This is a genomic window from uncultured Thiothrix sp., assembly GCF_937876535.1.
In the GTDB taxonomy this organism is placed as follows: domain Bacteria; phylum Pseudomonadota; class Gammaproteobacteria; order Thiotrichales; family Thiotrichaceae; genus Thiolinea.
Window position 1 is genome coordinate 65,480 of sequence record NZ_CALFHZ010000016.1, and the last position, 22,441, is coordinate 87,920.

The 22,441-nt window shown below is 45.4% G+C and carries 23 protein-coding genes and 1 pseudogene; 7 read left to right on the top strand and 17 right to left on the bottom strand.

Annotated elements, in window-relative coordinates; all coding sequences use genetic code 11:
- Positions 1 to 4: 4 nt before the first annotated feature.
- Together Q0230_RS08920 and Q0230_RS08925 are read left to right on the top strand one after the other, a co-directional pair.
- Positions 5 to 934: a family 2A encapsulin nanocompartment shell protein gene (locus Q0230_RS08920; protein WP_298609579.1), complete on the top strand. Its 930-nt coding sequence runs from the start codon at positions 5 to 7 to the stop codon at positions 932 to 934.
- Positions 909 to 2,618 carry a family 2A encapsulin nanocompartment cargo protein cysteine desulfurase gene (locus Q0230_RS08925; protein ID WP_298609580.1) on the top strand — a complete coding sequence of 570 codons (1,710 nt, stop codon included), beginning with the start codon at positions 909 to 911 and terminating at the stop codon, positions 2,616 to 2,618. Before Q0230_RS08920 ends, Q0230_RS08925 begins: the two co-directional genes overlap by 26 nt.
- A 51-nt stretch (positions 2,619 to 2,669) precedes the next feature.
- Here Q0230_RS08925 and Q0230_RS08930 read toward each other — a convergent pair whose 3' ends face one another.
- From Q0230_RS08930 to Q0230_RS08940, 3 genes are all read right to left on the bottom strand, one after another.
- Positions 2,670 to 2,966 (bottom strand): hypothetical protein, encoded by a 297-nt coding sequence (locus Q0230_RS08930; RefSeq protein ID WP_298609581.1) that lies wholly within the window; start codon positions 2,964 to 2,966, stop codon positions 2,670 to 2,672.
- Positions 2,967 to 3,103: 137 nt separating this feature from the next.
- Positions 3,104 to 3,325, bottom strand: coding sequence for a hypothetical protein (locus tag Q0230_RS08935; protein ID WP_298609582.1), 222 nt, complete (start codon positions 3,323 to 3,325; stop codon positions 3,104 to 3,106).
- Positions 3,326 to 3,410: 85 nt separating this feature from the next.
- Complete coding sequence (locus tag Q0230_RS08940; protein ID WP_298609583.1) at positions 3,411 to 4,286, bottom strand: LysR family transcriptional regulator; 876 nt, start codon at positions 4,284 to 4,286, stop codon at positions 3,411 to 3,413.
- A 99-nt stretch (positions 4,287 to 4,385) separates the two neighbouring features.
- Here Q0230_RS08940 and Q0230_RS08945 point away from each other — a divergent pair, with 99 nt between their 5' ends.
- Positions 4,386 to 5,312, top strand: coding sequence for an NAD-dependent epimerase/dehydratase family protein (locus Q0230_RS08945; RefSeq protein ID WP_298609584.1), 927 nt, complete (start codon positions 4,386 to 4,388; stop codon positions 5,310 to 5,312).
- A gap of 278 nt (positions 5,313 to 5,590) precedes the next feature.
- Here the strand turns inward: Q0230_RS08945 and Q0230_RS08950 are convergent, their stop codons facing one another.
- Positions 5,591 to 6,598, bottom strand: coding sequence for a helix-turn-helix transcriptional regulator (locus tag Q0230_RS08950; RefSeq protein ID WP_298609586.1), 1,008 nt, complete (start codon positions 6,596 to 6,598; stop codon positions 5,591 to 5,593).
- A gap of 167 nt (positions 6,599 to 6,765) precedes the next feature.
- The gene (locus tag Q0230_RS08955) at positions 6,766 to 7,794 is read right to left on the bottom strand and encodes a sulfate ABC transporter substrate-binding protein (RefSeq protein ID WP_298609587.1); all 1,029 of its coding nucleotides are present in this window, start codon (positions 7,792 to 7,794) and stop codon (positions 6,766 to 6,768) included.
- Positions 7,795 to 8,000: 206 nt separating this feature from the next.
- Between Q0230_RS08955 and Q0230_RS08960 the strand changes: the two genes are divergently transcribed.
- On the top strand, positions 8,001 to 8,480 hold the full coding sequence (locus Q0230_RS08960) for a nuclear transport factor 2 family protein (protein ID WP_298609588.1): 480 nt from the start codon (positions 8,001 to 8,003) through the stop codon (positions 8,478 to 8,480).
- A gap of 64 nt (positions 8,481 to 8,544) precedes the next feature.
- Here Q0230_RS08960 and tauD read toward each other — a convergent pair whose 3' ends face one another.
- From tauD to Q0230_RS08990, 6 genes are all read right to left on the bottom strand, one after another.
- Positions 8,545 to 9,375 (bottom strand): taurine dioxygenase, encoded by an 831-nt coding sequence (tauD, locus tag Q0230_RS08965; RefSeq protein WP_298609589.1) that lies wholly within the window; start codon positions 9,373 to 9,375, stop codon positions 8,545 to 8,547.
- Between the two features lie 9 nt (positions 9,376 to 9,384).
- On the bottom strand, positions 9,385 to 10,239 hold the full coding sequence (gene tauC, locus Q0230_RS08970; RefSeq protein ID WP_298609590.1) for a taurine ABC transporter permease TauC: 855 nt from the start codon (positions 10,237 to 10,239) through the stop codon (positions 9,385 to 9,387).
- A complete protein-coding gene (gene tauB / locus Q0230_RS08975) occupies positions 10,236 to 11,024 on the bottom strand; it encodes a taurine ABC transporter ATP-binding subunit (protein ID WP_298609591.1) in 789 nt (262 codons plus the stop codon). Before tauB ends, tauC begins: the two co-directional genes overlap by 4 nt.
- Positions 11,024 to 12,022: a taurine ABC transporter substrate-binding protein gene (tauA, locus tag Q0230_RS08980; protein ID WP_298609592.1), complete on the bottom strand. Its 999-nt coding sequence runs from the start codon at positions 12,020 to 12,022 to the stop codon at positions 11,024 to 11,026. The genes tauB and tauA overlap by 1 nt, the downstream gene beginning before the upstream one ends.
- Before the next feature lie 151 nt (positions 12,023 to 12,173).
- Positions 12,174 to 12,326, bottom strand: a complete 153-nt coding sequence (locus Q0230_RS08985) for an RHS repeat-associated core domain-containing protein (RefSeq protein WP_298609593.1) — start codon at positions 12,324 to 12,326, stop codon at positions 12,174 to 12,176.
- Between the two features lie 55 nt (positions 12,327 to 12,381).
- Complete coding sequence (locus Q0230_RS08990; protein WP_298609594.1) at positions 12,382 to 13,326, bottom strand: Rpn family recombination-promoting nuclease/putative transposase; 945 nt, start codon at positions 13,324 to 13,326, stop codon at positions 12,382 to 12,384.
- Positions 13,327 to 13,777: 451 nt separating this feature from the next.
- Here Q0230_RS08990 and Q0230_RS08995 point away from each other — a divergent pair.
- Positions 13,778 to 13,878, top strand: a pseudogene (locus Q0230_RS08995) (IS1 family transposase); the annotation flags it as partial.
- Between the two features lie 91 nt (positions 13,879 to 13,969).
- Here Q0230_RS08995 and cysK read toward each other — a convergent pair.
- The 6 genes from cysK to Q0230_RS09025 all read right to left on the bottom strand — a co-directional run bounded on the left by cysK (position 13,970) and on the right by Q0230_RS09025 (position 19,971).
- On the bottom strand, positions 13,970 to 14,953 hold the full coding sequence (gene cysK / locus Q0230_RS09000) for a cysteine synthase A (protein WP_298609595.1): 984 nt from the start codon (positions 14,951 to 14,953) through the stop codon (positions 13,970 to 13,972).
- Between the two features lie 33 nt (positions 14,954 to 14,986).
- Positions 14,987 to 15,922, bottom strand: a complete 936-nt coding sequence (locus tag Q0230_RS09005) for a CysB family HTH-type transcriptional regulator (protein ID WP_298609596.1) — start codon at positions 15,920 to 15,922, stop codon at positions 14,987 to 14,989.
- Positions 15,923 to 15,931: 9 nt separating this feature from the next.
- A complete protein-coding gene (locus tag Q0230_RS09010) occupies positions 15,932 to 17,011 on the bottom strand; it encodes a sulfate/molybdate ABC transporter ATP-binding protein (protein WP_298609597.1) in 1,080 nt (359 codons plus the stop codon).
- A 49-nt stretch (positions 17,012 to 17,060) separates the two neighbouring features.
- Entirely contained in the window at positions 17,061 to 17,918 is an 858-nt protein-coding gene (gene cysW, locus Q0230_RS09015) for a sulfate ABC transporter permease subunit CysW (RefSeq protein WP_367274130.1), read from the bottom strand.
- A 5-nt stretch (positions 17,919 to 17,923) separates the two neighbouring features.
- Positions 17,924 to 18,775 (bottom strand): sulfate ABC transporter permease subunit CysT, encoded by an 852-nt coding sequence (gene cysT / locus Q0230_RS09020; RefSeq protein ID WP_298609599.1) that lies wholly within the window; start codon positions 18,773 to 18,775, stop codon positions 17,924 to 17,926.
- Positions 18,776 to 18,933: 158 nt separating this feature from the next.
- Positions 18,934 to 19,971 (bottom strand): sulfate ABC transporter substrate-binding protein, encoded by a 1,038-nt coding sequence (locus Q0230_RS09025; RefSeq protein ID WP_298609600.1) that lies wholly within the window; start codon positions 19,969 to 19,971, stop codon positions 18,934 to 18,936.
- Between the two features lie 618 nt (positions 19,972 to 20,589).
- Between Q0230_RS09025 and Q0230_RS09030 the strand changes: the two genes are divergently transcribed.
- The gene (locus Q0230_RS09030; RefSeq protein ID WP_298609602.1) at positions 20,590 to 21,228 is read left to right on the top strand and encodes a hypothetical protein; all 639 of its coding nucleotides are present in this window, start codon (positions 20,590 to 20,592) and stop codon (positions 21,226 to 21,228) included.
- A 28-nt stretch (positions 21,229 to 21,256) separates the two neighbouring features.
- Entirely contained in the window at positions 21,257 to 22,378 is a 1,122-nt protein-coding gene (locus Q0230_RS09035; protein WP_298609603.1) for an alpha/beta hydrolase, read from the top strand.
- Positions 22,379 to 22,441: the final 63 nt, after the last annotated feature.

Consider the following 22,441-nt stretch of genomic DNA (forward strand, 5'->3'; position numbering starts at 1 on the left):
TGTCATGGCTGAACAACAGCTAACTCAACGTGCATTGAGCGATGGTGCTGCGCGCCAGCTTGCCAATGCCACCAAAACCGCCCCACAATTATCCACGATTACCCCACGCTGGCTGGTGCAATTACTGCAATGGGTGCCGGTGGAAGCGGGTATTTATCGGGTCAATCGCGTCAGCAACCCACAAGATGTCCGTGTTGCCTGTACTCAGCGTGATGAAGCTTCACTCCCTGAAACTTTCGTTGATTATGACACCACGCCGCGTGAGTATTTCCTCAATGGTGTCTCCACTATTCTGGACGTACACACCCGTGTTTCGGATTTATACAGCAGTCCACACGACCAAATCCGTGAGCAACTCCGCCTCACCATTGAAACGATTAAAGAACGCCAAGAAAGCGAGCTGATTAATAATCCGGAATACGGCTTATTAGCGAGTGTGAGTGAAGATCAGCGTTTATCCACTTTGACCGGCGCGCCCACACCGGATGATCTGGATGATTTATTACGTAAAGTCTGGAAAGAGCCGGGCTTTTTCCTAACCCATCCGAGTGGGATTGCGGCCTTCGGACGTGAATGTACCCGTCGTGGTGTACCACCGCCCACCGTCAGTTTATTCGGTTCGCAATTCATTACTTGGCGCGGTATCCCGTTGATTCCATCCGATAAAGTGCCAGTGGAAGATGGTAAAACTAAAATCATCTTAGTGCGCACCGGCGAAAAGCGTCAAGGTGTAGTGGGTTTATTCCAACCCGGTTTAGTGGGTGAACAAAGCCCCGGTTTATCGGTGCGCTTCATGGGAATTAATCGCAGTGCCATCGCCTCGTATTTGGTGTCGCTGTACTGTTCTTTAGCGGTGCTAACCGATGATTCGTTAGCGGTGTTAGATGATGTTGAAGTGGACAAATACCATGACTACCCAAGCAGCTATAAGTGAATTTGGCGCGGCTCCGGTGGATGAAACTTGGCTCGCGCAACTCGCGTCGAGCCTGTTTGGTACTTTGCCGACTAGCGCCCCCGATTTAAAAGATTTGCCACCCAGTGTGGCACTCTTAGCGCAGAACGAGCCGCAGCAATGGGTGAATACACCTGCTTTATTGCAACGGTTGCCTGCGCTGGTCGCAAATAGTTTGGCTACTGCCACACCACCTTATACTTATCCCGACCTCACCAGCAAGCCGAAAAATTTAGGCTTGCCCGAGTTGGATTTAAGTAGTTTGGATTTGGGTTTTGCACGGGCAAATCAGGCAACTACCCCAGCGGTTCCCAGTACGCAAGCGCAATACTATTTTCTGGAACATAGCTTACCAGCCAGTAGTCATTTGCAAGCGCCTGCTGTACCCAGTGTAGCTAGCCTAACTACTTATGCTGGCTTTCAAGCACCTCTTGCAGTGCCACCCCGTACCAGCTTTGATATTCATGCGATTCGGCGGGATTTTCCGATTCTGCAAGAGCGTGTGAATGGTAAGCCGCTGATTTGGTTTGATAATGCCGCAACTACGCAAAAGCCGCAGGTAGTGATTGATCGGCTTAGCTATTTCTACCAGCACGAAAATTCCAATGTGCATCGAGCAGCCCATGAATTAGCCGCACGCGCTTCGGATGCGTATGATGCAGCGCGCCAAACCGTGGCTAATTTCATTGGTGCGCGTAGTACTGAGGAAATTATCTTTGTGCGCGGTACGACTGAGGGTATTAATCTCATTGCCAAAACTTGGGGCAAACAAAACCTCAAAGCGGGCGATGAAATTATTATTTCACACTTGGAGCATCACGCGAATATTGTGCCGTGGCAGCAATTGGTAGCGGAAACGGGTGCAGTGTTGAAAGTGATTCCAGTGGATGATCACGGGCAATTACTGCTAAACGAATATCGCAAACTGCTCAGCCCCAAAACTAAGTTAGTGTCGGTCACACAAGTCTCAAATGCTTTGGGTACGATTACCCCGATTGAGGAAATCATCGCCCTTGCGCATAGCGTGGGCGCGAAAGCTTTAATTGATGGCGCACAAGGGATTTCGCATATTCCGGTCAATGTGCAAGCCTTGGATGCCGACTTTTATGTCTTCTCCGGCCATAAAATCTTTGGCCCCACCGGCATTGGGGCAGTCTACGGCAAAGCGCATTTACTGGAAGAGATGCAACCGTGGCAAGGCGGCGGCAATATGATCGAAGATGTCACCTTCGAGCGCACCGTCTACCGCAAACCACCACTTCGCTTTGAAGCCGGTACGGGCAATATTGCCGATGCTGTGGGCTTGGCAGCAGCCTTGGATTATGTATCGAGTGTGGGTTTACCAGCGATTGCCTCCTATGAGCATGCCTTGGTGGAATATGCCAGCGAACACCTTCGCCCGATTAAGGGAGTACGTTTGATTGGCACTGCACCGCAGAAAGCCAGCGTGGTGTCTTTTGTGTTGGATGGCTACACCACCGAACAAGTCGGCAAAGCCTTGAATCAAGAAGGCATTGCGGTACGCACTGGCCACCACTGCGCCCAACCGATTTTAAGGCGCTTTGGTTTGGAGGCAACCGTGCGACCCTCATTGGCGTTTTATAATACCTTTGATGAGATTGATGTGTTGGTGGCAGTAGTGAAGGGATTGAGTCGGAAGGTCTAATACGCTCACTTATATAAGGCGGGCATGTTTCGCCTTATTTAAGCTTCGTCTCTAAGCCTTCAAAACCACCAAATGCTCACTAGCTGCCTGAGGATAAAGACTCTGCAACCCCGCATCAAAACTAATCAGCCGACCCTTTCGATGAATGGCTAAAGAGTACAAATAAGCATCTGTGATCTGGCGATGACCAACTACATAACCTGATTGGAAAACCGTGCCATCCAACAAAGCTAAACTATCCTCCCAAAACTGATGGGATGGAATTTCAGTTAAAGCTTGCAATAAGCCCAAAGCATCAGCTAATTCCACAGCATTCGGTGAGATTTTTGGATTAGACGACAAGCGCACCAAAGCACTTTGCGTAAACGGACAAGTCGCCCAGCCGTACTGCTACTCACGATTAAACCAATCATGTGCTGCTTGGTGATGAATATGTGTCGGTCATGCGAGCGCTACTAAAACATTCACATCTAATAAAGCAACCCTCATGCTTCATCTTCCAACAACTTAATCTGTTCTGGCGTAATCGTGCTAGCGTTACTAGGCACATTAAACACCGGAAACAGGTCTTTGCGGGTGTACTCAGGCGACTTCTGCAAACCTTTACGCACTAAATCAGAAAGCACTACACCTATCGCTTGCCTATTTTGCGCTGCTATATAACGCACAATATTGAACACATCATCTAGAGTAACCGTAGTACGCATAGTCTTAATCCTAAATTAGCTTTCTATGACTATAACCGATTGATGCTTAGACATCATGATGCTTTAATGCCAGAACAGATTCTCTTTAAAAAGCCAATCCTCGCAACTGCTCGGTCAAAAAATCCATCACCCGACGTATCCGTCGATTCATCCGCAATTCTTGATGTGCTGTCAGCCAAACCTCTAAAGCTGGAATCGGCAAATCGGGAAATAAGCGTTGTAATGTTGGTGTTTGCTGAGCAATAAAATTCGCACCAAAACCAATCCCTAAACCTGCTTTCACATATTCCCAGTAAGCCACTTGATCATCAGTACGCACTGCAAATAACTCACGCTCTGCTTTGAAGCCAAACATAGATATGCCCTTAAGAATTGCATCATCCCGGTCATAACCGAGCAAGCGATGTTGCAGCAATTCATTTAAGGTTTTTGGCACACCATAGCACGCTAGATAACTTGTGCTTGCATAAACCCCCATTGATAACTCATTGACCTTACGTGCGATTAACTCTTGTTGGGTAGGTTGAAACATGCGAATCGCGATGTCGGCATCACGCGCTAATAGGTTTTCCACACTATTACTCGCCACAATCTCTAATTGAATCTCTGGCTCTTGCTGGTGAAACTTCGCTAATAAAGAGGGCAAAAGGTAAGTTGCAACCACCTGGCTAGCCGTCAATCGCACTGTGCCAGACAGGGTTTGGTTCGCCCCCGCTACTTTCAAATTAAACTGCTCAGCGTGTTTAGCCATTGCGCGTGCATAATCGACTAGCTCTAAACCAGCAGCACTCAACTCCATGCCTGTACGTTTGCGATGAAATAAACTCATCCCTGTTTGTGCTTCTAAATCAGCAATATAGCGCCCCACTGTGGGTTGACTCATGTTCAATTGGCTACTGGCTTGCGATAGAGAGCCTGCTTCAGCAACTTTTAAAAAAATCTGAATTAACTGCCAATCCATCTATTCATTCCTGCATAGCTGACCTGCATATTTATCTATTTAAGCAAAAATATTGAATAGATAAAATCCTCCTCATCGCAAACATGTGGAGTAAACCGTATGACAAGCATCGCAATCGTGGGAGCAAACGGCCGTTTAGGGCAAGCTGCTACCTTAGCCTTTCATCAAGCAGGTTATCGAGTCATTGCAGTAAGCCGTAACGGTAACTTGAATTTACCTGTTGGCATTGAACAACGTGCCGCCAATGCGTTAAATCAAGCAGCATTGATTCAAGCTACCACAGGTGCTGAATTGATTCTCAATGCACTTAATCCGCCTTATGCGCGTTGGCAATCGGAAGTATTAACTTTAGGGCGTAATGTGCTCGCAGCCGCGAAAGCGCATCAAGCCACCCACCTTTTCATTGGTAATGTGTATAACTATGGCACACAAATTCCAGCACAAATTACACCTAATACACTGTTTCAAGCTGATCATCTATTGGCGCAAGTGCGAGTCGATTTAGAAACCTTATTCAAACAAGCGGCTATCGACCAACAAGTACAAACCCTGATAATTCGCGCGGGTGACTTTTACGGGGCAAGCCAAGGTACCTGGATCGACTTAGCCTTATTGCGCGATCTAAAGAAAGGTAGATTTACCTATCCTAGCAAGCATTGGGAGATTCCACATGCTTGGGCGTATTTGCCTGATTTAGCGCAGGCTTTTGTCGCCTTAGCTCAGCAAGCCCCTAAGCTGCCAATGTTTGCCCAATGGCTATTCGCAGGGCACAACTTTACCGGTGAACAACTATTGACCCTAAGCGAAAACTATTTGGGCAAGCCATTAAAGCGTGCACCAACACCGTGGGGATTATTTAAGGTCTTGGGAGTTGTTAATAAGAACTTCAAGCTCTTAACTAGTATGCGTTATTTGTGGGACAAACCGCATCAACTAATCGATACACGCTTGGAGACTTGGAATTTTATAGCAACACCGTCTGAGCTGGCTTATCAACAAACTTTACAGATTTTAAAGTTGAGCTGAATTAAGCCCATCTCGGTATCTATGAAAAAAACAGATAAGCTAAACAGAAATAGGGAGTTTTACTATGCTCGCCTGAATTGCCAAAGACTTCGTATATCAACACTTGCTAGAGCTTAGGCAAGAAAATTGAGACACATTTAGATAAATTGCGTGGAGTGATTGCTTGTGACTCTGAGAACCCATTATTTGATTGCGAGTGATTTTTAAAAATTCACGAGTCAATTCACTAATGTGCCCGCTTTGCCTAGTGATAAGTGAATCTTAAGCTTTTTCGCCCCTTAAAGATCATCAATATGTTTAAACAAATCTTTATTCACTTCAGTAAACAGACTATTCCCCCAAAATAGCCAAGGGTCATCGCTTAGATCAGTTTTACTATTTCGATGAAAAAGATGATGTCGTGGGAAAACTACCGTTTCCAACTTATGAAAAGATTCTTTAACCTGCTTTAAAGAGCGATACCCTAAACCTTCACTTTCATAGTCAAGTCTAAACTCCTTAGCGCAGGTAATAATAAAATCATGATCCGCTTCATCTAGCCAAATAGTCACCAGAATATCTTTAGTGTAAGGAATACGATAAGCAGCGGGTGTATCATTATAGCGATTCATATAGGTATAATCGCCATGCTGTTCAATACGACCGTAGGTTATTTTAATTTTATTGGGTGCATACTTTAAAAAGCTGATTGGGCTACTAATCGTATAGGCAATATTAAAAATATTATGGCTATCACTGGTATATAACCGAAAAGAAAAATAGGTGTTTTTCTTAACATTAGCATCATGTTCTATTTTCCGCCAATATCCTGTCGAAGGTATGATATTAAAGAAATCATTTTTAGTCAGAAAATTTCTCACAATGGGATAGCGATCAGAAATTGTTTTAGCAATTAAGAGCGAGCTAAAGCTCATTGTGTTATTCACAATCTGATCATCCTTTAAAAAACCGGCTAATTCGCGTTGATGTTCGATTTCAGGGTTTTCTTTAATCAGATAAGAATAGGTCTTATGCTTTATATAATTAACAAAATTATTGTACTTGCTATTACTTTCGATAGAGTTGCTAGCAAAAATGGTGTCAAGGCCAACACCTAAGATAGCCATCAAATCTTCAAGCTTCTCTTTTTGTAACTTAGTACTGTTATTTTTCTTAAGTGACAAAAGGCCACGGAGGTAGCGCTCGGAAATATCCAAATGGTCAGCAAGTTGCTTTTGAGTCAAACCCAATTCATCAATTCTTTTTCTTATCTTGTGCGCTTCAGTAGGGCCAATTTTAAAAGACATAAAGAATTAACCCTAGACAAATGGGTTAATCATCCTAGTAGGATTATGCTGCTATTTCAAGCCTTTGCAATACATTAATAACAGCTAGGCTTCTATTTTTTCTACCACTCTATCGAGCCTCAACCTAAACAGAAGCTCGATGTAGTGAGTGCAGAGTAAGTTAACTCTTATGGGGTTTTCTTTATCAAAACCTGATCTAATAAACCACCGTCTTTAAAATGCACGTTCTTCACAGTCTTCCAACCACCAAGTTTGTCTTCCACAGTGAATACTTTAATTGCTGGGAAATCCTTAGCATTTGCCTCTAATACTTTCGCATCGCGCGGGCGTAAATGATGTTTAGCAATAATTGCTTGCGCTTCAGGCGTATATAAAAAATCTAAATAAGCTTTGGCTAAATCCGTGGTATTACGCTTTTGTGCAATACTATCCACCACAGCAATGGGAGCAGACGCGTCAATGGAAAGACTTGGATAAACCACTTCAAATTTATCCGCACCCACTTCTTTACTAATTAAGGCCGCTTCATTTTCAAAGGTCACTAACACATCGCCAATATCGCGCTGAGTGAAAGTTGTCGTTGCACCACGTCCGCCGCCATCCAGCACCGGTACATTAGCGAATAGCTTGGTAACAAATTCTTTTGCACCCTCTTCAGTTTTAGTTTTATCTAGACCATAGCCATAAGCAGCTAAATAAGTGTAGCGACCATTACCAGAGGTTTTTGGATTGGGAACAATGACTTGCAAACCAGCCTGCGTTAAATCCTCCCAGTCTTTAATCGCTTTCGGATTGCCTTTACGCACTAAAAATACTGTAGTGGTGGTATAAGGACTAGCCTCATTCGGGAAACGTTTGCGCCAGTCTTTATCCAGCAAACCCTTCTCAGCAATCGCATCAATATCCGGCGCTTGATTCATGGTCACCACATCCGCCTCCAAACCAGAAATTACCGCCAAGGCTTGCTTACTTGAGCCACCATGTGACTGCACCACATTCACATCTTCATTCTTTTGCGCTTTCCATGCCTTAACGAAGGCTGGATTAATTTCCTCATACAGCTCACGCGAAACATCATAAGAAGCATTGGTAAGCGTTTTCGTTTCTGCTAAAGCTTGTACACTGAAGCCGAAAATACTGGCAAAGCCTAAAGCTTGCACGAGCTTTAAAGCACGAAAGGATTGATATTTGGACATTGCTTTTATACTCAATTTTGAAGAAATGCGCCGAGTATAAAAAGGCAGCCTATATATCGACCAATAATTAAAACCGCAAAACTTATGCAAAAAACAGATATAGAAAAAGGCTATGAAATTAAACATGCGGACTAAACCCCTGCCGTGACGCCCCACTCTGATACTGTTATGTTATTCGCATCAACACCACAGCAGGAGAGATCAACATGAATACAGCCCCAGAAAGCCGCCCACCTTTTCCACCATTTACTCGCGAAACCGCGATCCAAAAAATTCGTATGGCGGAAGATGGTTGGAATAGCCGCGATCCCCAGCGCGTTTCACTGGTGTATACATCTGATTCGCAATGGCGTAATCGTGCTGAATTCCCCCAAGGTCGTGCCGAAATAGTTGCTTTTTTAACCCGCAAATGGGCTAAGGAGCTGGATTATCGCTTGATTAAAGAGCTATGGGCGTTTGAAGGGAATCGCATCGCGGTGCGTTTTGCTTATGAATGGCATGATGATTCGGGGCATTGGTTTCGCTCTTATGGTAATGAGAATTGGCAATTCAATGAGCAAGGCTTAATGCAGTTACGTTATGCAAGCATCAATGATTTGCCAATCCAAGAAAGCGAGCGCAAATTTCATTGGCCTTTAGGGCGTCGGCCCGACGATCATCCGAGCTTGAGTGACTTGGGTTTGTAGTCACAACTAAGAGCAAAATTTGGTTAAGGAATACTCACTAGTATTCCTAACTTGAGTCTTAGTTTTAAACCGGCTTATCCCCCAACACGGTTGCACGCTGCATGACGCGATGTGCTTTGCCATAATCATTGGTCGCATAATGCTGAGTGGAACGATTGTCCCAAAGCACTAAATCATTCGGCTGCCAATGCCAACGCACGGTAAATTCAGGTCGTCCTACATGCTCAAATAAAAACCGCAATAAAGCCTGACTTTCCAAACGTGGTAGCTCATTAATTTTGGTCGTGAAATTTTCATTCACGAATAAGGCTTTGCGCCCATTTACTGGGTGAGTACGCACCACCGGATGCGTCACGGGTGGATTTTTATCGCGCGCAATGAGCCACTGCTCATGGGTTTCCGGCGTATTGCCATAACGATCCTGCGGGAAGGAGTGCACAAAATCGTGGGTAGCCGTTAAACCTTCCAATAAAGTTTGTAAGCGGGGCGACAAGCCTTCCCAAGCCGCAAAAGCACTCGACCACAGCGTATCGCCACCGACTTCTGGGACTAATTTCGCACTCAAAACACAAATTGCGGGCGGCGTTTGAATAAAAGTGACATCGGTATGCCAAATCGCATTGTCGGTCACATCGGTTTCATAATTATCCAAAATCAACACTTCGGGCGCTTGCGGCGTTTTCGGATAAATCGGATGAATGTGTAAATCGCCAAAGCGCAAGGCTAAATCGCGCTGCTGAGTGGGTTCAAGCACTTGATTGCGCAAGAATAACACTTGATGCTCGACTAAAGCTTCGCTGAGCTGTGCTTGTTCTGTTGTGCTCAGTGGTTTAGCTAAATCTAAGCCTTGGACTTCAGCCCCCAAGGCTGGGGTTAAGCGTTTAAAACTTGCCATGATCATCTCTTATTCGTAGTGGCTATACCAAGGGGTTAAGCGTTTTTGTAAGTAGCGCAAGCCTATTTCAATCGCAAAGGCAATCGCAGCAATCACTAAAATGCCTAGGATCACGGTGTCAGTTACTAAGAATTGCGCGGCAGACTGCACCATAAAACCTAAACCGCGTGTGGCAGCGACTAACTCGGCTGCAACCAATGTTGACCAGCCCGCCCCCAAACCAATGCGTACTCCAGTTAAAATGCTTGGCAATGCAGCGGGCAAAGTAACATGCCAAAGTAATTGACTGGGTGTAGCTCCCAAGGATTGTGCAGCGCGTTGGCGGCTTTTGCCCGCAGAACTCACACCATGCGCAGTAGCAATAATAATCGGGGCGAGAATAGCTAAGAAAATCAGCAAGACTTTGGTGGTTTCGCCAATTCCAAACCAAATCACCAACAGCGGCAAATAAGCCAAAGGTGGAATCGGGCGGTAGATTTCGACTAAAGGATCCAGCAAACCGCGCACCACTTGATTGCAGCCAATCCATAAACCCACGGGGATACCAATAATAACCGCGAACCACAAACCTAACAGAATACGCTGTAAACTCGCGGCGGTATGTTGCCAGAGCGTGGCATCCATAAAACCTTGGCTACTAACGACAAGGAACTTATTCCACACTGCTTGGGGTGCAGGCAGAAATAAACTTGGCACAAGCTCCAAAGCGGTCACCAGCCACCAGATAAAGGTGAGTGCACTGACACTGATGAGACCTAAGAGTAGATACTGATGACGCTGCCAAAAGCCTTGCCATTGTAATTTGCTGGGTAAACGTGAAGCCGCTTCGGGCGGAATCACTAAGGTGGATTCGAGCGTGCTCATGCAGCCTCCCGCAAAGCAGGTTGCGCGGTTAAACTACTTAACAGTTGTTCGCGCAAACGGATAAAACTAGGATCAGATTTAATCGAGCGAATCGGTTCGCCCTTGAGCCAGCGCTGATTGAAATCTAGTGTAAGGCTTTCTTGAATTCGCCCCGGACGCGGTGTCATCAGCACCAAGTGCGAAGCCAAAATCAGCGCTTCTTCAATATCATGGGTAATCAGGAAAATACGCCGTCCGGTATGACTCCACACCTTGAGCAATAATTCCTGCATTTGCTCGCGGGTGAAGGCATCCAAAGCACCGAATGGCTCATCCATGAGCAGCACTTCGGAATGACTGGCTAAGGCACGCGCAATCCCCACTCGTTGCCGCATCCCGCCGGATAATTGCCAAATCTGCTGCTGGGCAAACTCGGCTAAACCCACCAAGCTCAACATAGCATTCGCGGTTTTTTCACGCTCGGTTTTACTCACACCCTGCAAACGCAACCCGAAGGCTACATTGTCCAAGACATTCAACCACGGCAGCAGTGCATCATCTTGAAACACCACCGCACGATCTGCGCCCGGCCTCGTAATGCGCTGCCCATTTAAACTTAGCTGCCCTGAGCTTGGCTGCACAAATCCCGCTAACAGATTCAACAGCGTGGTTTTGCCACAGCCGGAAGGCCCCAAAGCAACGGTTAAATCCTTAGCGCCAATCGTGAGCGACACCTTATCCAACGCGGCGAAAGCCTGCTCTGGATAAACTACGCTCACTTGCTCCACGCGCAGCTCGCTACTCATTACTTGGCCTCGACTGCTTGCTTAGCGTATTGGTTGGTCACATAAGGCAAATAATCGGCTTTGACTTCCTCGACTTTGCCTTGAGATTTTAAAAACTCAGCAGTTTTCTTAATCGCATCGGCGAAATTCTGGGTGAGCAATTCAACCTGCTCTTGTGCCGATGGATAACGATTACCCGCTAAAAACAGCGCAATATCCTCGGTCTTCGAGCCAGTTAAGCGCGCAATTTTTTCTAGATTTTGTGTATCCGCTGCATAAGCTTTGGGGTCTTTGTTGTAGCGTGCGGTTTCGTCGGTGGTGATTTTGACGAATTTGGCTAAAAAGTCCGGATTCTTCTCGGCAAAATCCTTGCGCGTAATCCATAAATCAAAAGTGGGTGAACCCCATTTGCCCACTTCCTCCGAGTTGGTTAGCTCCTTGCCCGAAGCCTTCGCTTTGCCTAACGCAGGTTCCCACACATAAGCCGCATCAATGTCACCACGTTCCCAAGCCGCTGAAATTTCGCTCGGGCGCAGATTAATAATTTCGACTTTTTTCGGGTCAACACCCCAATGCGTCAAAGCCGCTAATAAGCTGTAATGCGTGGTAGAGACAAACGGCACAGCAATTTTTTTACCCACCAAGTCTTCCGGTTTAGTAATATTCGAGCCATTCCGTACTACCAAAGCTTCGGAGCTACCCAACACACCGGCAATCAAAAAGGTTTGAATCGGCAAACCACGACTCGCGGCAGCCGCTAGCGGGCTAGAGCCAATATTACCGACCACGACATCGCCCGAAGCAACGGCAGCAATCACTTCTGCCCCACTCTCGAATTTGCGCCAATCAATTTCGCGCCCAGTGGCTTTCTCATATTGCTTATCGGCTTGTACCACTTTGGAGGGATCTACGCCGGTTTGGTAAGCGATGGTGACTTTATTGGTTTCGTCCGCGAAAACTGTACCCCCGAATAAAGCCGTGCTTAAAGCAGCCGCTAATAATTTTGCTTTGAAACTCATGTCTCTACCTTTCGTTAAACTGTTTATTGATGGCGTTATCTTAGGAGAGCTGCTTTGGTTGATGAACCAAGTGTTTTAGATAAGGTTATGAGCGACGGGTGAATAAGCTTGTGCGCAATTGGAATAAAAAAGGCACACACAAGGTTTGCCTCTACCCACTGCGATCAGTCAACGAGAGGGGATTATTCAGCACATAGGTATAGCGGTTATAACTTTGGGTGTTCGTCGTCAACTGGATAAAGGGATCCGCACTGAGGAAGCGTCCCACGATAGGGTCGTAGATCCGTCCCTTCATGTTAATCAAGCCCCAGTTACGAACAAGATCAAGAGCAGGTGTGGCGATACACTCGGATTCTAGATCAGATTAAGGCTTGAACCGTCTCAGAGGATAAACCAACTAATTCAGCCACTAGTTCTACATTCATTCCCTTAGCTAAGAGGCGTCGTGCCGTTTCACATTTACCTTCCTCAAGCCCCATCTGCTTACCCTCCTCAAGCCCCATCTGCTTACCCTCCTCAAGCCCCATCTGCTTACCTTCCTCAAGCCCCATCTGCTTGCCTTTCTCGATACCCACTAATGCCCCCTCCTGATACCCCTCCAAATGAGCCGTGTCTTGAGCACTCATGAAGTCTCGATAGTCTTTCAAGCTCCTCTCATAGACTTGTCGCTCCGCTAAAGGCAATTGAGCCACTTGAGCAATGGTGAATAGGCGCTGGAAGATGCTTTCCTGTAACTCATTCGGAATTTTTTCAAGCTCATGCAGATGCTTAAAGGCATACAGCCATTTCTCTTGAAGCGTAGTCAGTTCATGGGCTTGTCGGTTAAATCGAGGGAGGACAAGATAGATGAAGTTCAACTTGTCATAGAACAGGCGATTATACTGGTCTTTGAGTTGGGCATGGTAGAACACCTCTTGTTGATGATCATCCATCAGAAAATCGAGAATACCGATGGTGTAAACGGCTGCGAGTTTGTAGTTCCAGTCCCCGCGTTGGGCTTGTTCTTGGATGGCAAAGGTAGAGTAGAACAGGCTGCGATCTTTGAAGTAGATTTGTTTGACGCGCTGCAATTCGACGATAAAGCGCTCCCCGGATGGACTCATACAGTTGAGGTCGAAGATGACTTTGCGATCGGATGCACTGATGCCTTGGTATTCATTTTTGGTGTAGCTGAGTTCCGAGATTTGATGATGCGCGGGAAGTAGGGTGTTGAGGAAACTGATCAACAAGTCCTTATTCGGCTCTTCCCCGAAGAGCTTCTTGAAACCGAAGTCGGTGAGCGGATTCAGGTAGATGGAGGGCATGCTAAGAACCCATGAATGACTATGAATGTGAGTTAGTATAGCCGAAAGACACAAATGAGCCTATGAGTAAACAGAGCAGCACTTCTTTCGAGACTGTTATTGATGACTCAACGCCTAGTATTTCACATCTATTCGGACTCCACGGTTATATAGGTAGTTACATTGTTCAGGGTACAGTCGCAGGAATCAGGGTTAATGTAAAATTGGAGTGTACCCTCAAGTATCCACACTCATCATTTTATACCTCAAGACATCAAGCATCATCTTTGACAACTAAGCTGTGGCTAATTGATTTATAAGACAATTATACAGAACATTACTTGGGTGCGTCACCTTCCGCCTATCTTGCACTGATCACTGGGGTGCCTATGAGCGCGTTTACTGCCTGAGGGATCAGCATTTGATCACCAGGCATCACACTCGACAGAACTTGAATGTTTGAATCTATTTCAAGCGTCTGGCACGGCACGGTGCACAATTTGTTTTTCCAAGTCGGTGGATATTCATGACAAGGTTATCGGCGAATACATCGTCAGGCACTACTTCAACTAATTAAATACATCAGCTTCTTATTTAAGGATTCTAAAAATAAAAAAGGAAAGCTTTAGCTTTCCTTTTAGTGAATGGCTTGATCTAGATTGCTTTACTGATTAATCAGCAAACCTTTCTCATCAAACATCCCTTCAAATAAGGCGGTACTTAAATAGCGCTCACCTGAGTCTGGCAGAATCACGACAATAGTCTTGCCCGCATTTTCTTCCTTTTGTGCCAAGCGCACGGCGGCGGCTACGGCTGCACCACAAGAAATCCCCGCTAAAATACCTTCCTCCCGTGCTAAGCGCCGTGCATACTCGATGGCCTCTTCATTTGTCACTTGCTCGATACTATCGACTAAGGATAAATCTAAGACATCAGGGACAAAGCCAGCACCAATGCCTTGAATTTTATGTGGAGCGGGCTTGAGTGCTTCGCCATTAACTTTTTGGGTCAAAATGGGGCTGGCGGTTGGCTCGACTGCCACCGATTGAATTGCTTTGCCCTGCACTTGCTTAAGATAGCGTGACACACCGGTAATCGTTCCACCTGTGCCTACCCCTGAAACAAAAATATCAATCTTACCGTCGGTATCATTCCAAATTTCTGGGCCAGTCGTTTCGACGTGAATTTGCGGATTAGCTGGATTTTTAAATTGCTGTAAAAGCACATATTTCTCAGGATCAGAAGCAGCAATTTCTTCTGCTTTTGCCACCGCACCACTCATACCCTTTGGACCTTCGGTGAGTACTAGTTTTGCACCATAAGTGCTAAGTAATTTACGGCGCTCAATACTCATCGTTTCGGGCATAGTCAGCGTTAAGGAAATACCTTTAGCCGCTGCGACGAAAGCTAAAGCAATGCCCGTATTGCCACTAGTAGGCTCAACCAGCTCTTTGCCCGGAGTGAGAATCCCACGCTTTTCCGCATCCCAAATCATGGCTGCACCAATCCGGCATTTGACCGAATAGGCAGGATTGCGGCCTTCGATTTTGGCTAGCACGGTTGCTTTGGAATCGCCAATGATGCGATTAAGTTTGACCAAAGGCGTGCGGCCAATAGATAAAGAATTATCTGTATACCAATTTGACATGATCGGCTCCTCTTCTTGATTTATTTCTAACTGTTAGACGTCATCATTACCCGCAGCTAAAGCTTTTCGTACTGAGGCTTCAGTTAAACTCGCCGAACACAACTCAATAAACCGATAAGCATAACCGCGTAAGTAATGACCGTGACGCACGGCAATATGCGTGGTATTGGACTCAAAAATGCGGGTGCAATCGAGCATCCGCAAATTACTATCACGCTGACTATTGAAAGCGACCGATGCCACAATCCCAATCCCTAAGCCTAATTCGACATAAGTTTTTACAACGTCGGAGTCTAAGGCGGAAAGCACAATATCAGGGCTTACACCGGCTGCAGCAAAGGCATTATCAATCTTGGCACGCCCGGTCATACCCGTGTAATAGGTGATAATTGGATAGGCCGCAATGTCTTGTAAGCTTGGATAGGGAATTTGCTCAAGTGGGTGACCTATTGGGATAATGACATTATGTGTCCATGAATAGTAAGGAAAATGTACCAAGTTGGGTACGTCATTCAGGACTTCGGTGGCAATACCAATATCAACGCGCCCCTCGACCAACATACTTGCAATTTCAGTTGGATAGGCTTGATGTAGTACCAAATGCACTTTTGGGAAGAGTGCTTTGAATTGCGTCACCACAGGAGGCAGTACATAACGTGCTTGAGTATGTGTCGTGGCAATATGCAGCTCACCCACTTCACTATTACTGAATTGCTCGGCGAGTTGCTTAATGTTTTTTGCATCTAATAGCATGCGCTCGACAATCGCAACCAGCTCTTGACCCGGTTCAGTCAGACCTAAAAAGCGTTTACCTTTACGCACGAAGAGTTCAATGCCGAGTTCATCTTCCAAGTCTTTAATATGCTTGCTCACACCCGATTGGGAAGTGAATAAAGCATTGGCAACCTCAGTCAGATTGTAATTACGCTTGACTGTTTCACGGATAATCCGCAGTTGTTGAAAATTCATCGCTGCCCTCTATCCGGCTGGAAATACTTGTAGTTGCGAAGGACGCAAACGTACTGCTTGACCTTCGTGTAGATTCAAACTTGCAATGCTCAGGGTTGGCACATCGACTTCATAATAAGTTTCTGGCTGAGTCGCATGGCTCAGCTCAACCCGTGCGGTTGGGCCAAAAGCTAAAATCCGGCTAATCTTGGCACGAATCCCTTCCGAACCCTCAACATTCGGTTCGATATGTAGATCATGTGGACGAGCAAACGCAATAACATTGCCACCTTCTGCTAAATTTGCATGAGCTGGCTGAGTGTGTGGCAGAGGTAATAAATCCTCACTGACTTGCACCCCACCACGTGCCCATTTGCCATCAAAGCGATTCGCAGTACCCAAGAAATTAAAGGCAAATGGCGTTGCCGGATGACGGAATACCTCTAAAGGTGAACCGACTTGCTCAACTTGGCCTTTGTTCATGAGCACAATTTCATCCGCAACTTCTAAGGCCTCCTCTTGGTCGTGGGTGACGAAGATTGAGGTGATATGTAATTCATCATGCAATTGACGTAACCAACGGCGTAGCTCTTTACGTACTTTCGCATCCAAAGCACCGAAAGGTTCATCGAGTAATAACACCCGTGGATTAACCGCTAGAGCACGTGCTAAAGCAATCCGTTGACGTTGACCGCCGGATAATTGACTGGGATAGCGCTTAGCTAAACTGCCTAGTTGCACTAGCTCTAATAGCTCAGTGACGCGCTGGCGAATCGCTGTCTCGGCTGGCCGTTCATTTTTAGGCTTCACGCGCAACCCAAAGGCCACATTTTCAAACACGGTCATATGTTGGAATAAGGCATAGTGCTGGAACATGAAACCGATTTGCCGCTCACGAACATGCAAATTCGAAGCATCTGAACCTTCTAATAAAATCTGGCCACTATCTGCGGTTTCTAAACCGGCAATAATGCGTAGGAGCGTTGTCTTACCACAGCCCGAAGGACCTAAGAGTGCTACCAATTTGCCAGTTGGGAAATCTAAAGAAATATCATCCAAGGCTTTGAAAGTAGAAAAGCGCTTGTTAATGTTTTTTACCTGAATACTCATAATAGCTCTCCTTACTTAAGCTTAGAATTGATGGATTGTGATGAAAGTCTCATGCAGACTTCCACTCGATAAATAATTTAATGCCTAGGGTGACTAGGGCTAACAAGGCTAATAAGGAAGCAACGGCGAACGCAGCAGCAAATTGGTATTCGTTATAGAGAATCTCCACATGCAGCGGTAAAGTGGTGGTTTGCCCACGTAGATGGCCTGATACTACCGAGACCGCACCAAATTCGCCCATTGCGCGGGCATTACACAGAATCACGCCGTACAGCAACCCCCATTTAATACTCGGCAAAGTCACTCGCCAAAAGGTCTGCCAACCGGAAGCTCCTAAAGATACTGCTGCTTCCTCCGCATCTGTGCCTTGCGCTTGCATTAAAGGAATTAACTCACGCGCTACAAAAGGGAAAGTAACGAAAATCGTTGCTAACACAATCCCTGGTACAGCAAAGATAATCTTAATATTGTGCTCAGAGAGCCATTCGCCAAACCAGCCATGTGCGCCAAATACTAATACATACACTAACCCTGCGACGACGGGTGACACTGAAAACGGTAAGTCAATCAGAGTGATCAGTAGTTGCTTGCCACGAAATTCAAACTTACTAATACACCAAGCGGCTGCGACTCCAAACACCACATTTAAGGGAATCGCGATAGCAGCTGCTAATAAAGTCAAGCGAATTGCCGCTCCGGTATCCGGGTTAGTAATCGCCTGCCAATAGACATCCCAGCCTTTGCGCAAGGCTTCGACAAACACTGCCAGCAGCGGCATCAGTAAGAAGATCGCAAAGAAAGTTAAGGACAAACCTAAAATCGTGTAACGTGCCCATTTAGGCTCACGGGTTGCAGGGCTTAACTCATACAGTTCTGCGCCGTGATAGGCTTGAATTCCACCAACCATACCACTCATGCGACATCCTCCCCAGTTAGATAACGCTTACGGCTACTTGCCCAATGCTGCAAGCCATTAATAATCAATAATAAACTGAAAGAAACCACTAGCATCACGGTGGCAATCGCGGTCGCACCGGCTACATCAAACTGTTCTAAATGAGTAATGATTAAGAGTGGGGTGATTTCAGACACCATCGGCACATTCCCCGCAATGAAAATGACTGAACCATATTCACCAACCGCACGTGCGAAAGCTAAAGCAAAACCTGTGAGCATAGCGGGTAAGAGGGCAGGTAAAACGACTCGTGAAAAGGCTTGCCAGCGAGTCGCCCCTAAGGTCGCTGCGGCCTCTTCAAACTCAAGGCTCAGTTCTTGCAAGACTGGCTGAATGGTACGGACTACAAAGGGCAAACCGATGAAGGTTAGCGCAATCAAAATACCTAGCGGAGTAAACGCAATTTTGATCCCCAATGGAGCAAACAAGGAGCCAATCCAACCATTTTTTGCATACAATGCCGAAAGCGTAATTCCTGCTACTGCAGTTGGCAGCGCAAAAGGTAAATCAATCAAAGCATCGACTAAACGCTTACCAAAAAAGTTATAGCGCACTAAAGACCATGCGATTAACAAGCCAAAAAAGCTATTAATCAAAGCTGCAAGCAACGAGGTCAAAAATGATACGCGATAGGAGGAAACGACCTGTGGTGAGGACACGACCTGCCAAAATTCATTCCACGGCATCGACGCCGCATTGATAAATACAGCAGACAAGGGAATTAAAACGATCAAAGACAAATACACCAGCGTATAGCCTAATGACAAGCCAAACCCTGGCAGTACTCGTTTGCCTACTGCTTGAGCCATAACTAAATTGTACTCCGCGAACATTAACTAGCTGTATCCATAGCAAAAACCGAGAGTTCTGCTCTCGGTTTTAAGCTAGGCGAACCTAAACTTGGTTAAGTTTAAGGGCTAGCCCTATATGAATATAAATAATAAAAACTGAATTACTTATATTAAAATTAGTTAAGCTTCAGACCTTGTACGATTTTGATTTGATCAAAAGTACCACCATCGCTGAAATGCGTTTGTTGCGCTTTCGCCCAATCACCGAAGACTTCTTTGAGCGTAAAGAGTTTAACTTTGCCGAATTGAGCTTGGTACTTTTTCAAGGCCTCCGCATTGCGTGGACGGAAGAAATGCTTACCAACAATATCTTGGCCAACGGGGCTATATAAATACTCTAAATAAGCTTTAGCCAGCTCAGCTGTACCATGTTGATCCGCATATTTTTTAACAACGGCAACAGGTGGTTCAGCCAAAATGGATAAGGAAGGGGTCACGATTTCGTAATCATCTTTGCCCAATTCATTCAGTACTAAATAGGCTTCATTTTCCCAAGTGATGAGTACATCCCCTACTTCACGTTGGGTGAAAGTAGTCGTGGAACCACGAGCACCGGTATCGAGTACGCGCACATTATCGAAAATCTTTTTCACGAAGGCTTTCGCAGTTTCTTCATTACCGCCTGGTTGCTTCAGTGCATAACCCCAAGCTGCAAGATAATTCCAACGCGCACCACCTGAAGTCTTAGGATTAGGTGTCACCACCTCCACACCATCACGTCCCAGATCAGGCCAATCTTTAATCGCTTTTGGATTGCCTTTACGCACCAAGAACACAATAGTAGAAGTGTAAGGCGTAGAATTGTCTGGCAGTAAAGTTTGCCAATTTTTAGGCAGCAAATCGCCTTTCTCAGCTAATACATCAATGTCATAGCCCAAAGCTAAAGTGGCTACATCACCATCTAAGCCATCTAATAAAGCGCGGGCTTGCTTACCAGAACCGCCATGCGATTGGTCAATCGTGACCGTATTGCCGGTTTTTTCTTGCCAATATTTAGAAAATGCCGGATTGAACTCAGCATACAACTCACGGGTGGGGTCATAAGATACGTTTTTTAGTTTTAACTCGGCAGCACTCACCAAGCCCGCCAAACTACTCAAACCGATTGCAAGCGCTACAACTAAAGCCCGACGGCGCGCTGGTTTAAAACTCATGATCTAAAGCCTCTTTATGGATGAATCAATCAGGCTTTGCATCTTAAGGAAGTAGCCTTATCAACAGAACCAAGAAAAGCAGCAATACTTATTCAATTTATGAATAAAGCTTTGCTACTGTGCTAGGTACAAGAATGACTTATAAAAGCCAGAAGTTTAGGATTACAGATACAGTATAAGATATTCATTGGCAAGCCAATTTTTAAGAAGTCTATAGCGTTATACACACCCGACCTATAGGTAACAAGCGATTACTGAAAAGTAAGAAGAAGGCACTACCAGCCACTAAGAAAGCAAACCCACGCCCGTAATATCGAACATGCTTAACTCAGGGAAACCATTCTTAGCTAGTAAGCCCTTAAAGCGCTCCGTGTTGCTGTAGGGAGAAGCAGCCGAAACTGGGCACCACTACCGTTTTCGGCTGCCCTAGTAAACGGCGGGTAATATATTGAATAGCACCAGTTTCACGTAGGGCTTGGTTCTAAAGAGATTTTGCGTGAGAATGTGAGAGTACTGGAATTACGTCACTGCAATAAAATTAAAAACTATGTCACGCTTCCAGCAAGATCTTGCTTTTCAACTCAAGTTTTAACCAAGTCATTTATAAGGGTTAAGAACATGTTCGCTAAACCACATTCATTTGTATTATCAACGCTAATCGGTGCTAGCTTATTAGTTGCTCCTTTAGCTTATGCAGCCCCTAATCAAACGCCTAAGCCGAATGCGAATAAGTCACGGAATGCTTTTGAAACTCAAATCATTAAGCTCGATGCACGCACGCATAACTTAGATAATCCAATTAAATTATCCTTACCCCAAGGCAGTTATGAAGTCAAACCAGTTGGCAAAGCAGCTGGCGGTACTTATGAAGCTTGGAGTGTTTGGGATCGCACTAACTGTCCACGTAGCAAAGGTTGCCCACGCATTGTACCTACCCGCTTTACAGGTATGCATAATAACTATTACGTGAGTTCACCTGATTTAACTAAGGTCACGGTTGCAGGTAAAGAATTACCTGACGTTAAGGAAATTCCACAATATCGAGATTCCAGCTATTTCCTACAAAATGGGAACAATCGAGCTTATGAGGTGACGGAGAACTTTACCTATCCCGATGAGGCCTCGGCTTTGGCAGCCGCTAAAGCCTCTATTTTTACTATCGATAAAGATAGTCAAGTCTCATTTATGTTATTGGATATGAGCCGCAGTACTGACAATCGTGGTGGCATGACTTTACAAGTACGCAAAGTAAATTAGCTTCTCATCCGACAAGGAGTTGCCAGCAATGAAAAGAATGCAGCCTACTTATTTAACGCTAATGTTGCTCAGCTCAAGCTTAGGGTTAAGTTCTATTAGTACAGTAGCAATGGCAACTCCAAGCTTTAAAGCCAAGAAGTTAGCTAGTTTTACAGCCGAGCAAATCAGTACCGCGGTTAGTGATCTTGGAGTCGAGATACCTGATGAGCAGTTTAAATACGCCGTTAGCCTATATCGACTCAATTATGAAACTATCGATGGTTATGGCAAAAAAGTTATTGCTTCAGGAGTAGTGGCTATCCCCGACAAGGGTCTAGGTATGCCTAGTCCACTACTAAGCTTCCAACACGGTACTATTTTCCAAGACAAGGAAGCTCCTAGTAACGATCTGGTTGCGGGTGCACCGCCTGCTATTTTAGCTTCCTTAGGCTATGTAACCGTAGCGTCAGACTATGTCGGTTATGGCGCCTCTAAAGGCACACCTCACCCCTATCTGTTAAAGACCCCTTCCGCAAATGCTGTGACTGATTTTTTGAAAAGTTCTAGCAAATGGCTAAAAAGAAATAATGTCAGTTTAAACAGGCAATTATTTCTGACTGGTTATTCAGAAGGTGGTTATGTGACAATGGCAGCTCATCAAGCACTGCAAGCACAACCAATTAGCGGCTTGAGCTTGACTGCTAGTATTCCAGCCGCTGGCCCTTACCATATTAGTCGTACACTAAAAAGCTTAACTTCACTAAGTAGGAGTAGTGATCGATTGCACGCGGCTGAAGAGCAACGACTATCACCTATATTAGTAGATTGGTTGACAGACAAAATTATGGATAGCCTGATTCCCAACAACAGTGATGTCGTATTTCAAGATACGATTATTCGAGACTTTCTAAGAAAAGGATCAGACGGGGTATCTCAGCATAATGTCTATGATTGGCAGGCAAAAAAACCAGTAGTTCTATTTCATGGGCGTAAGGATGAAACGGTTCCTTACTTCAATGCTACTGATGCGATAGCAGCAATGACAGCTAAGAGTTCTGCAAATGTGACTTTAGTTGAGTGTACTGCGGTACCAGCCGATCATGAAAGCTGTATTCCCGAATATGGAAAAATATTAATTCAGACTCTTGGGGATTATGCGGAAGATTTATAAGAGCTACCAATAAAAAAGCCTTCCACGTTTAGTGGAAGGCTTTGAATGGGAGCTTGGCATTGA

What these genes read in the sequence shown, in the direction of transcription:
- Q0230_RS08960 (WP_298609588.1), top strand. Translation starts at nt 8,001, where the DNA reads ATGAATACAGCCCCAGAAAGCCGCCCACCTTTTCCACCATTTACTCGC.
- Q0230_RS09025 (WP_298609600.1), bottom strand. Translation starts at nt 19,971, where the DNA reads ATGAGTTTTAAACCAGCGCGCCGTCGGGCTTTAGTTGTAGCGCTTGCA.
- tauA (WP_298609592.1), bottom strand. Translation starts at nt 12,022, where the DNA reads ATGAGTTTCAAAGCAAAATTATTAGCGGCTGCTTTAAGCACGGCTTTA.
- Q0230_RS09010 (WP_298609597.1), bottom strand. Translation starts at nt 17,011, where the DNA reads ATGAGTATTCAGGTAAAAAACATTAACAAGCGCTTTTCTACTTTCAAA.
- Q0230_RS08990 (WP_298609594.1), bottom strand. Translation starts at nt 13,326, where the DNA reads ATGCCCTCCATCTACCTGAATCCGCTCACCGACTTCGGTTTCAAGAAG.
- Q0230_RS09030 (WP_298609602.1), top strand. Translation starts at nt 20,590, where the DNA reads ATGTTCGCTAAACCACATTCATTTGTATTATCAACGCTAATCGGTGCT.
- Q0230_RS08945 (WP_298609584.1), top strand. Translation starts at nt 4,386, where the DNA reads ATGACAAGCATCGCAATCGTGGGAGCAAACGGCCGTTTAGGGCAAGCT.
- tauD (WP_298609589.1), bottom strand. Translation starts at nt 9,375, where the DNA reads ATGGCAAGTTTTAAACGCTTAACCCCAGCCTTGGGGGCTGAAGTCCAA.
- Q0230_RS08950 (WP_298609586.1), bottom strand. Translation starts at nt 6,598, where the DNA reads ATGTCTTTTAAAATTGGCCCTACTGAAGCGCACAAGATAAGAAAAAGA.
- Q0230_RS09035 (WP_298609603.1), top strand. Translation starts at nt 21,257, where the DNA reads ATGAAAAGAATGCAGCCTACTTATTTAACGCTAATGTTGCTCAGCTCA.
- cysK (WP_298609595.1), bottom strand. Translation starts at nt 14,953, where the DNA reads ATGTCAAATTGGTATACAGATAATTCTTTATCTATTGGCCGCACGCCT.
- cysT (WP_298609599.1), bottom strand. Translation starts at nt 18,775, where the DNA reads ATGGCTCAAGCAGTAGGCAAACGAGTACTGCCAGGGTTTGGCTTGTCA.
- Q0230_RS08920 (WP_298609579.1), top strand. Translation starts at nt 5, where the DNA reads ATGGCTGAACAACAGCTAACTCAACGTGCATTGAGCGATGGTGCTGCG.
- Q0230_RS08940 (WP_298609583.1), bottom strand. Translation starts at nt 4,286, where the DNA reads ATGGATTGGCAGTTAATTCAGATTTTTTTAAAAGTTGCTGAAGCAGGC.
- Q0230_RS08955 (WP_298609587.1), bottom strand. Translation starts at nt 7,794, where the DNA reads ATGTCCAAATATCAATCCTTTCGTGCTTTAAAGCTCGTGCAAGCTTTA.
- tauB (WP_298609591.1), bottom strand. Translation starts at nt 11,024, where the DNA reads ATGAGTAGCGAGCTGCGCGTGGAGCAAGTGAGCGTAGTTTATCCAGAG.
- Q0230_RS08925 (WP_298609580.1), top strand. Translation starts at nt 909, where the DNA reads ATGACTACCCAAGCAGCTATAAGTGAATTTGGCGCGGCTCCGGTGGAT.
- cysW (WP_367274130.1), bottom strand. Translation starts at nt 17,918, where the DNA reads ATGGTTGGTGGAATTCAAGCCTATCACGGCGCAGAACTGTATGAGTTA.
- Q0230_RS09005 (WP_298609596.1), bottom strand. Translation starts at nt 15,922, where the DNA reads ATGAATTTTCAACAACTGCGGATTATCCGTGAAACAGTCAAGCGTAAT.
- Q0230_RS08935 (WP_298609582.1), bottom strand. Translation starts at nt 3,325, where the DNA reads ATGCGTACTACGGTTACTCTAGATGATGTGTTCAATATTGTGCGTTAT.
- tauC (WP_298609590.1), bottom strand. Translation starts at nt 10,239, where the DNA reads ATGAGCACGCTCGAATCCACCTTAGTGATTCCGCCCGAAGCGGCTTCA.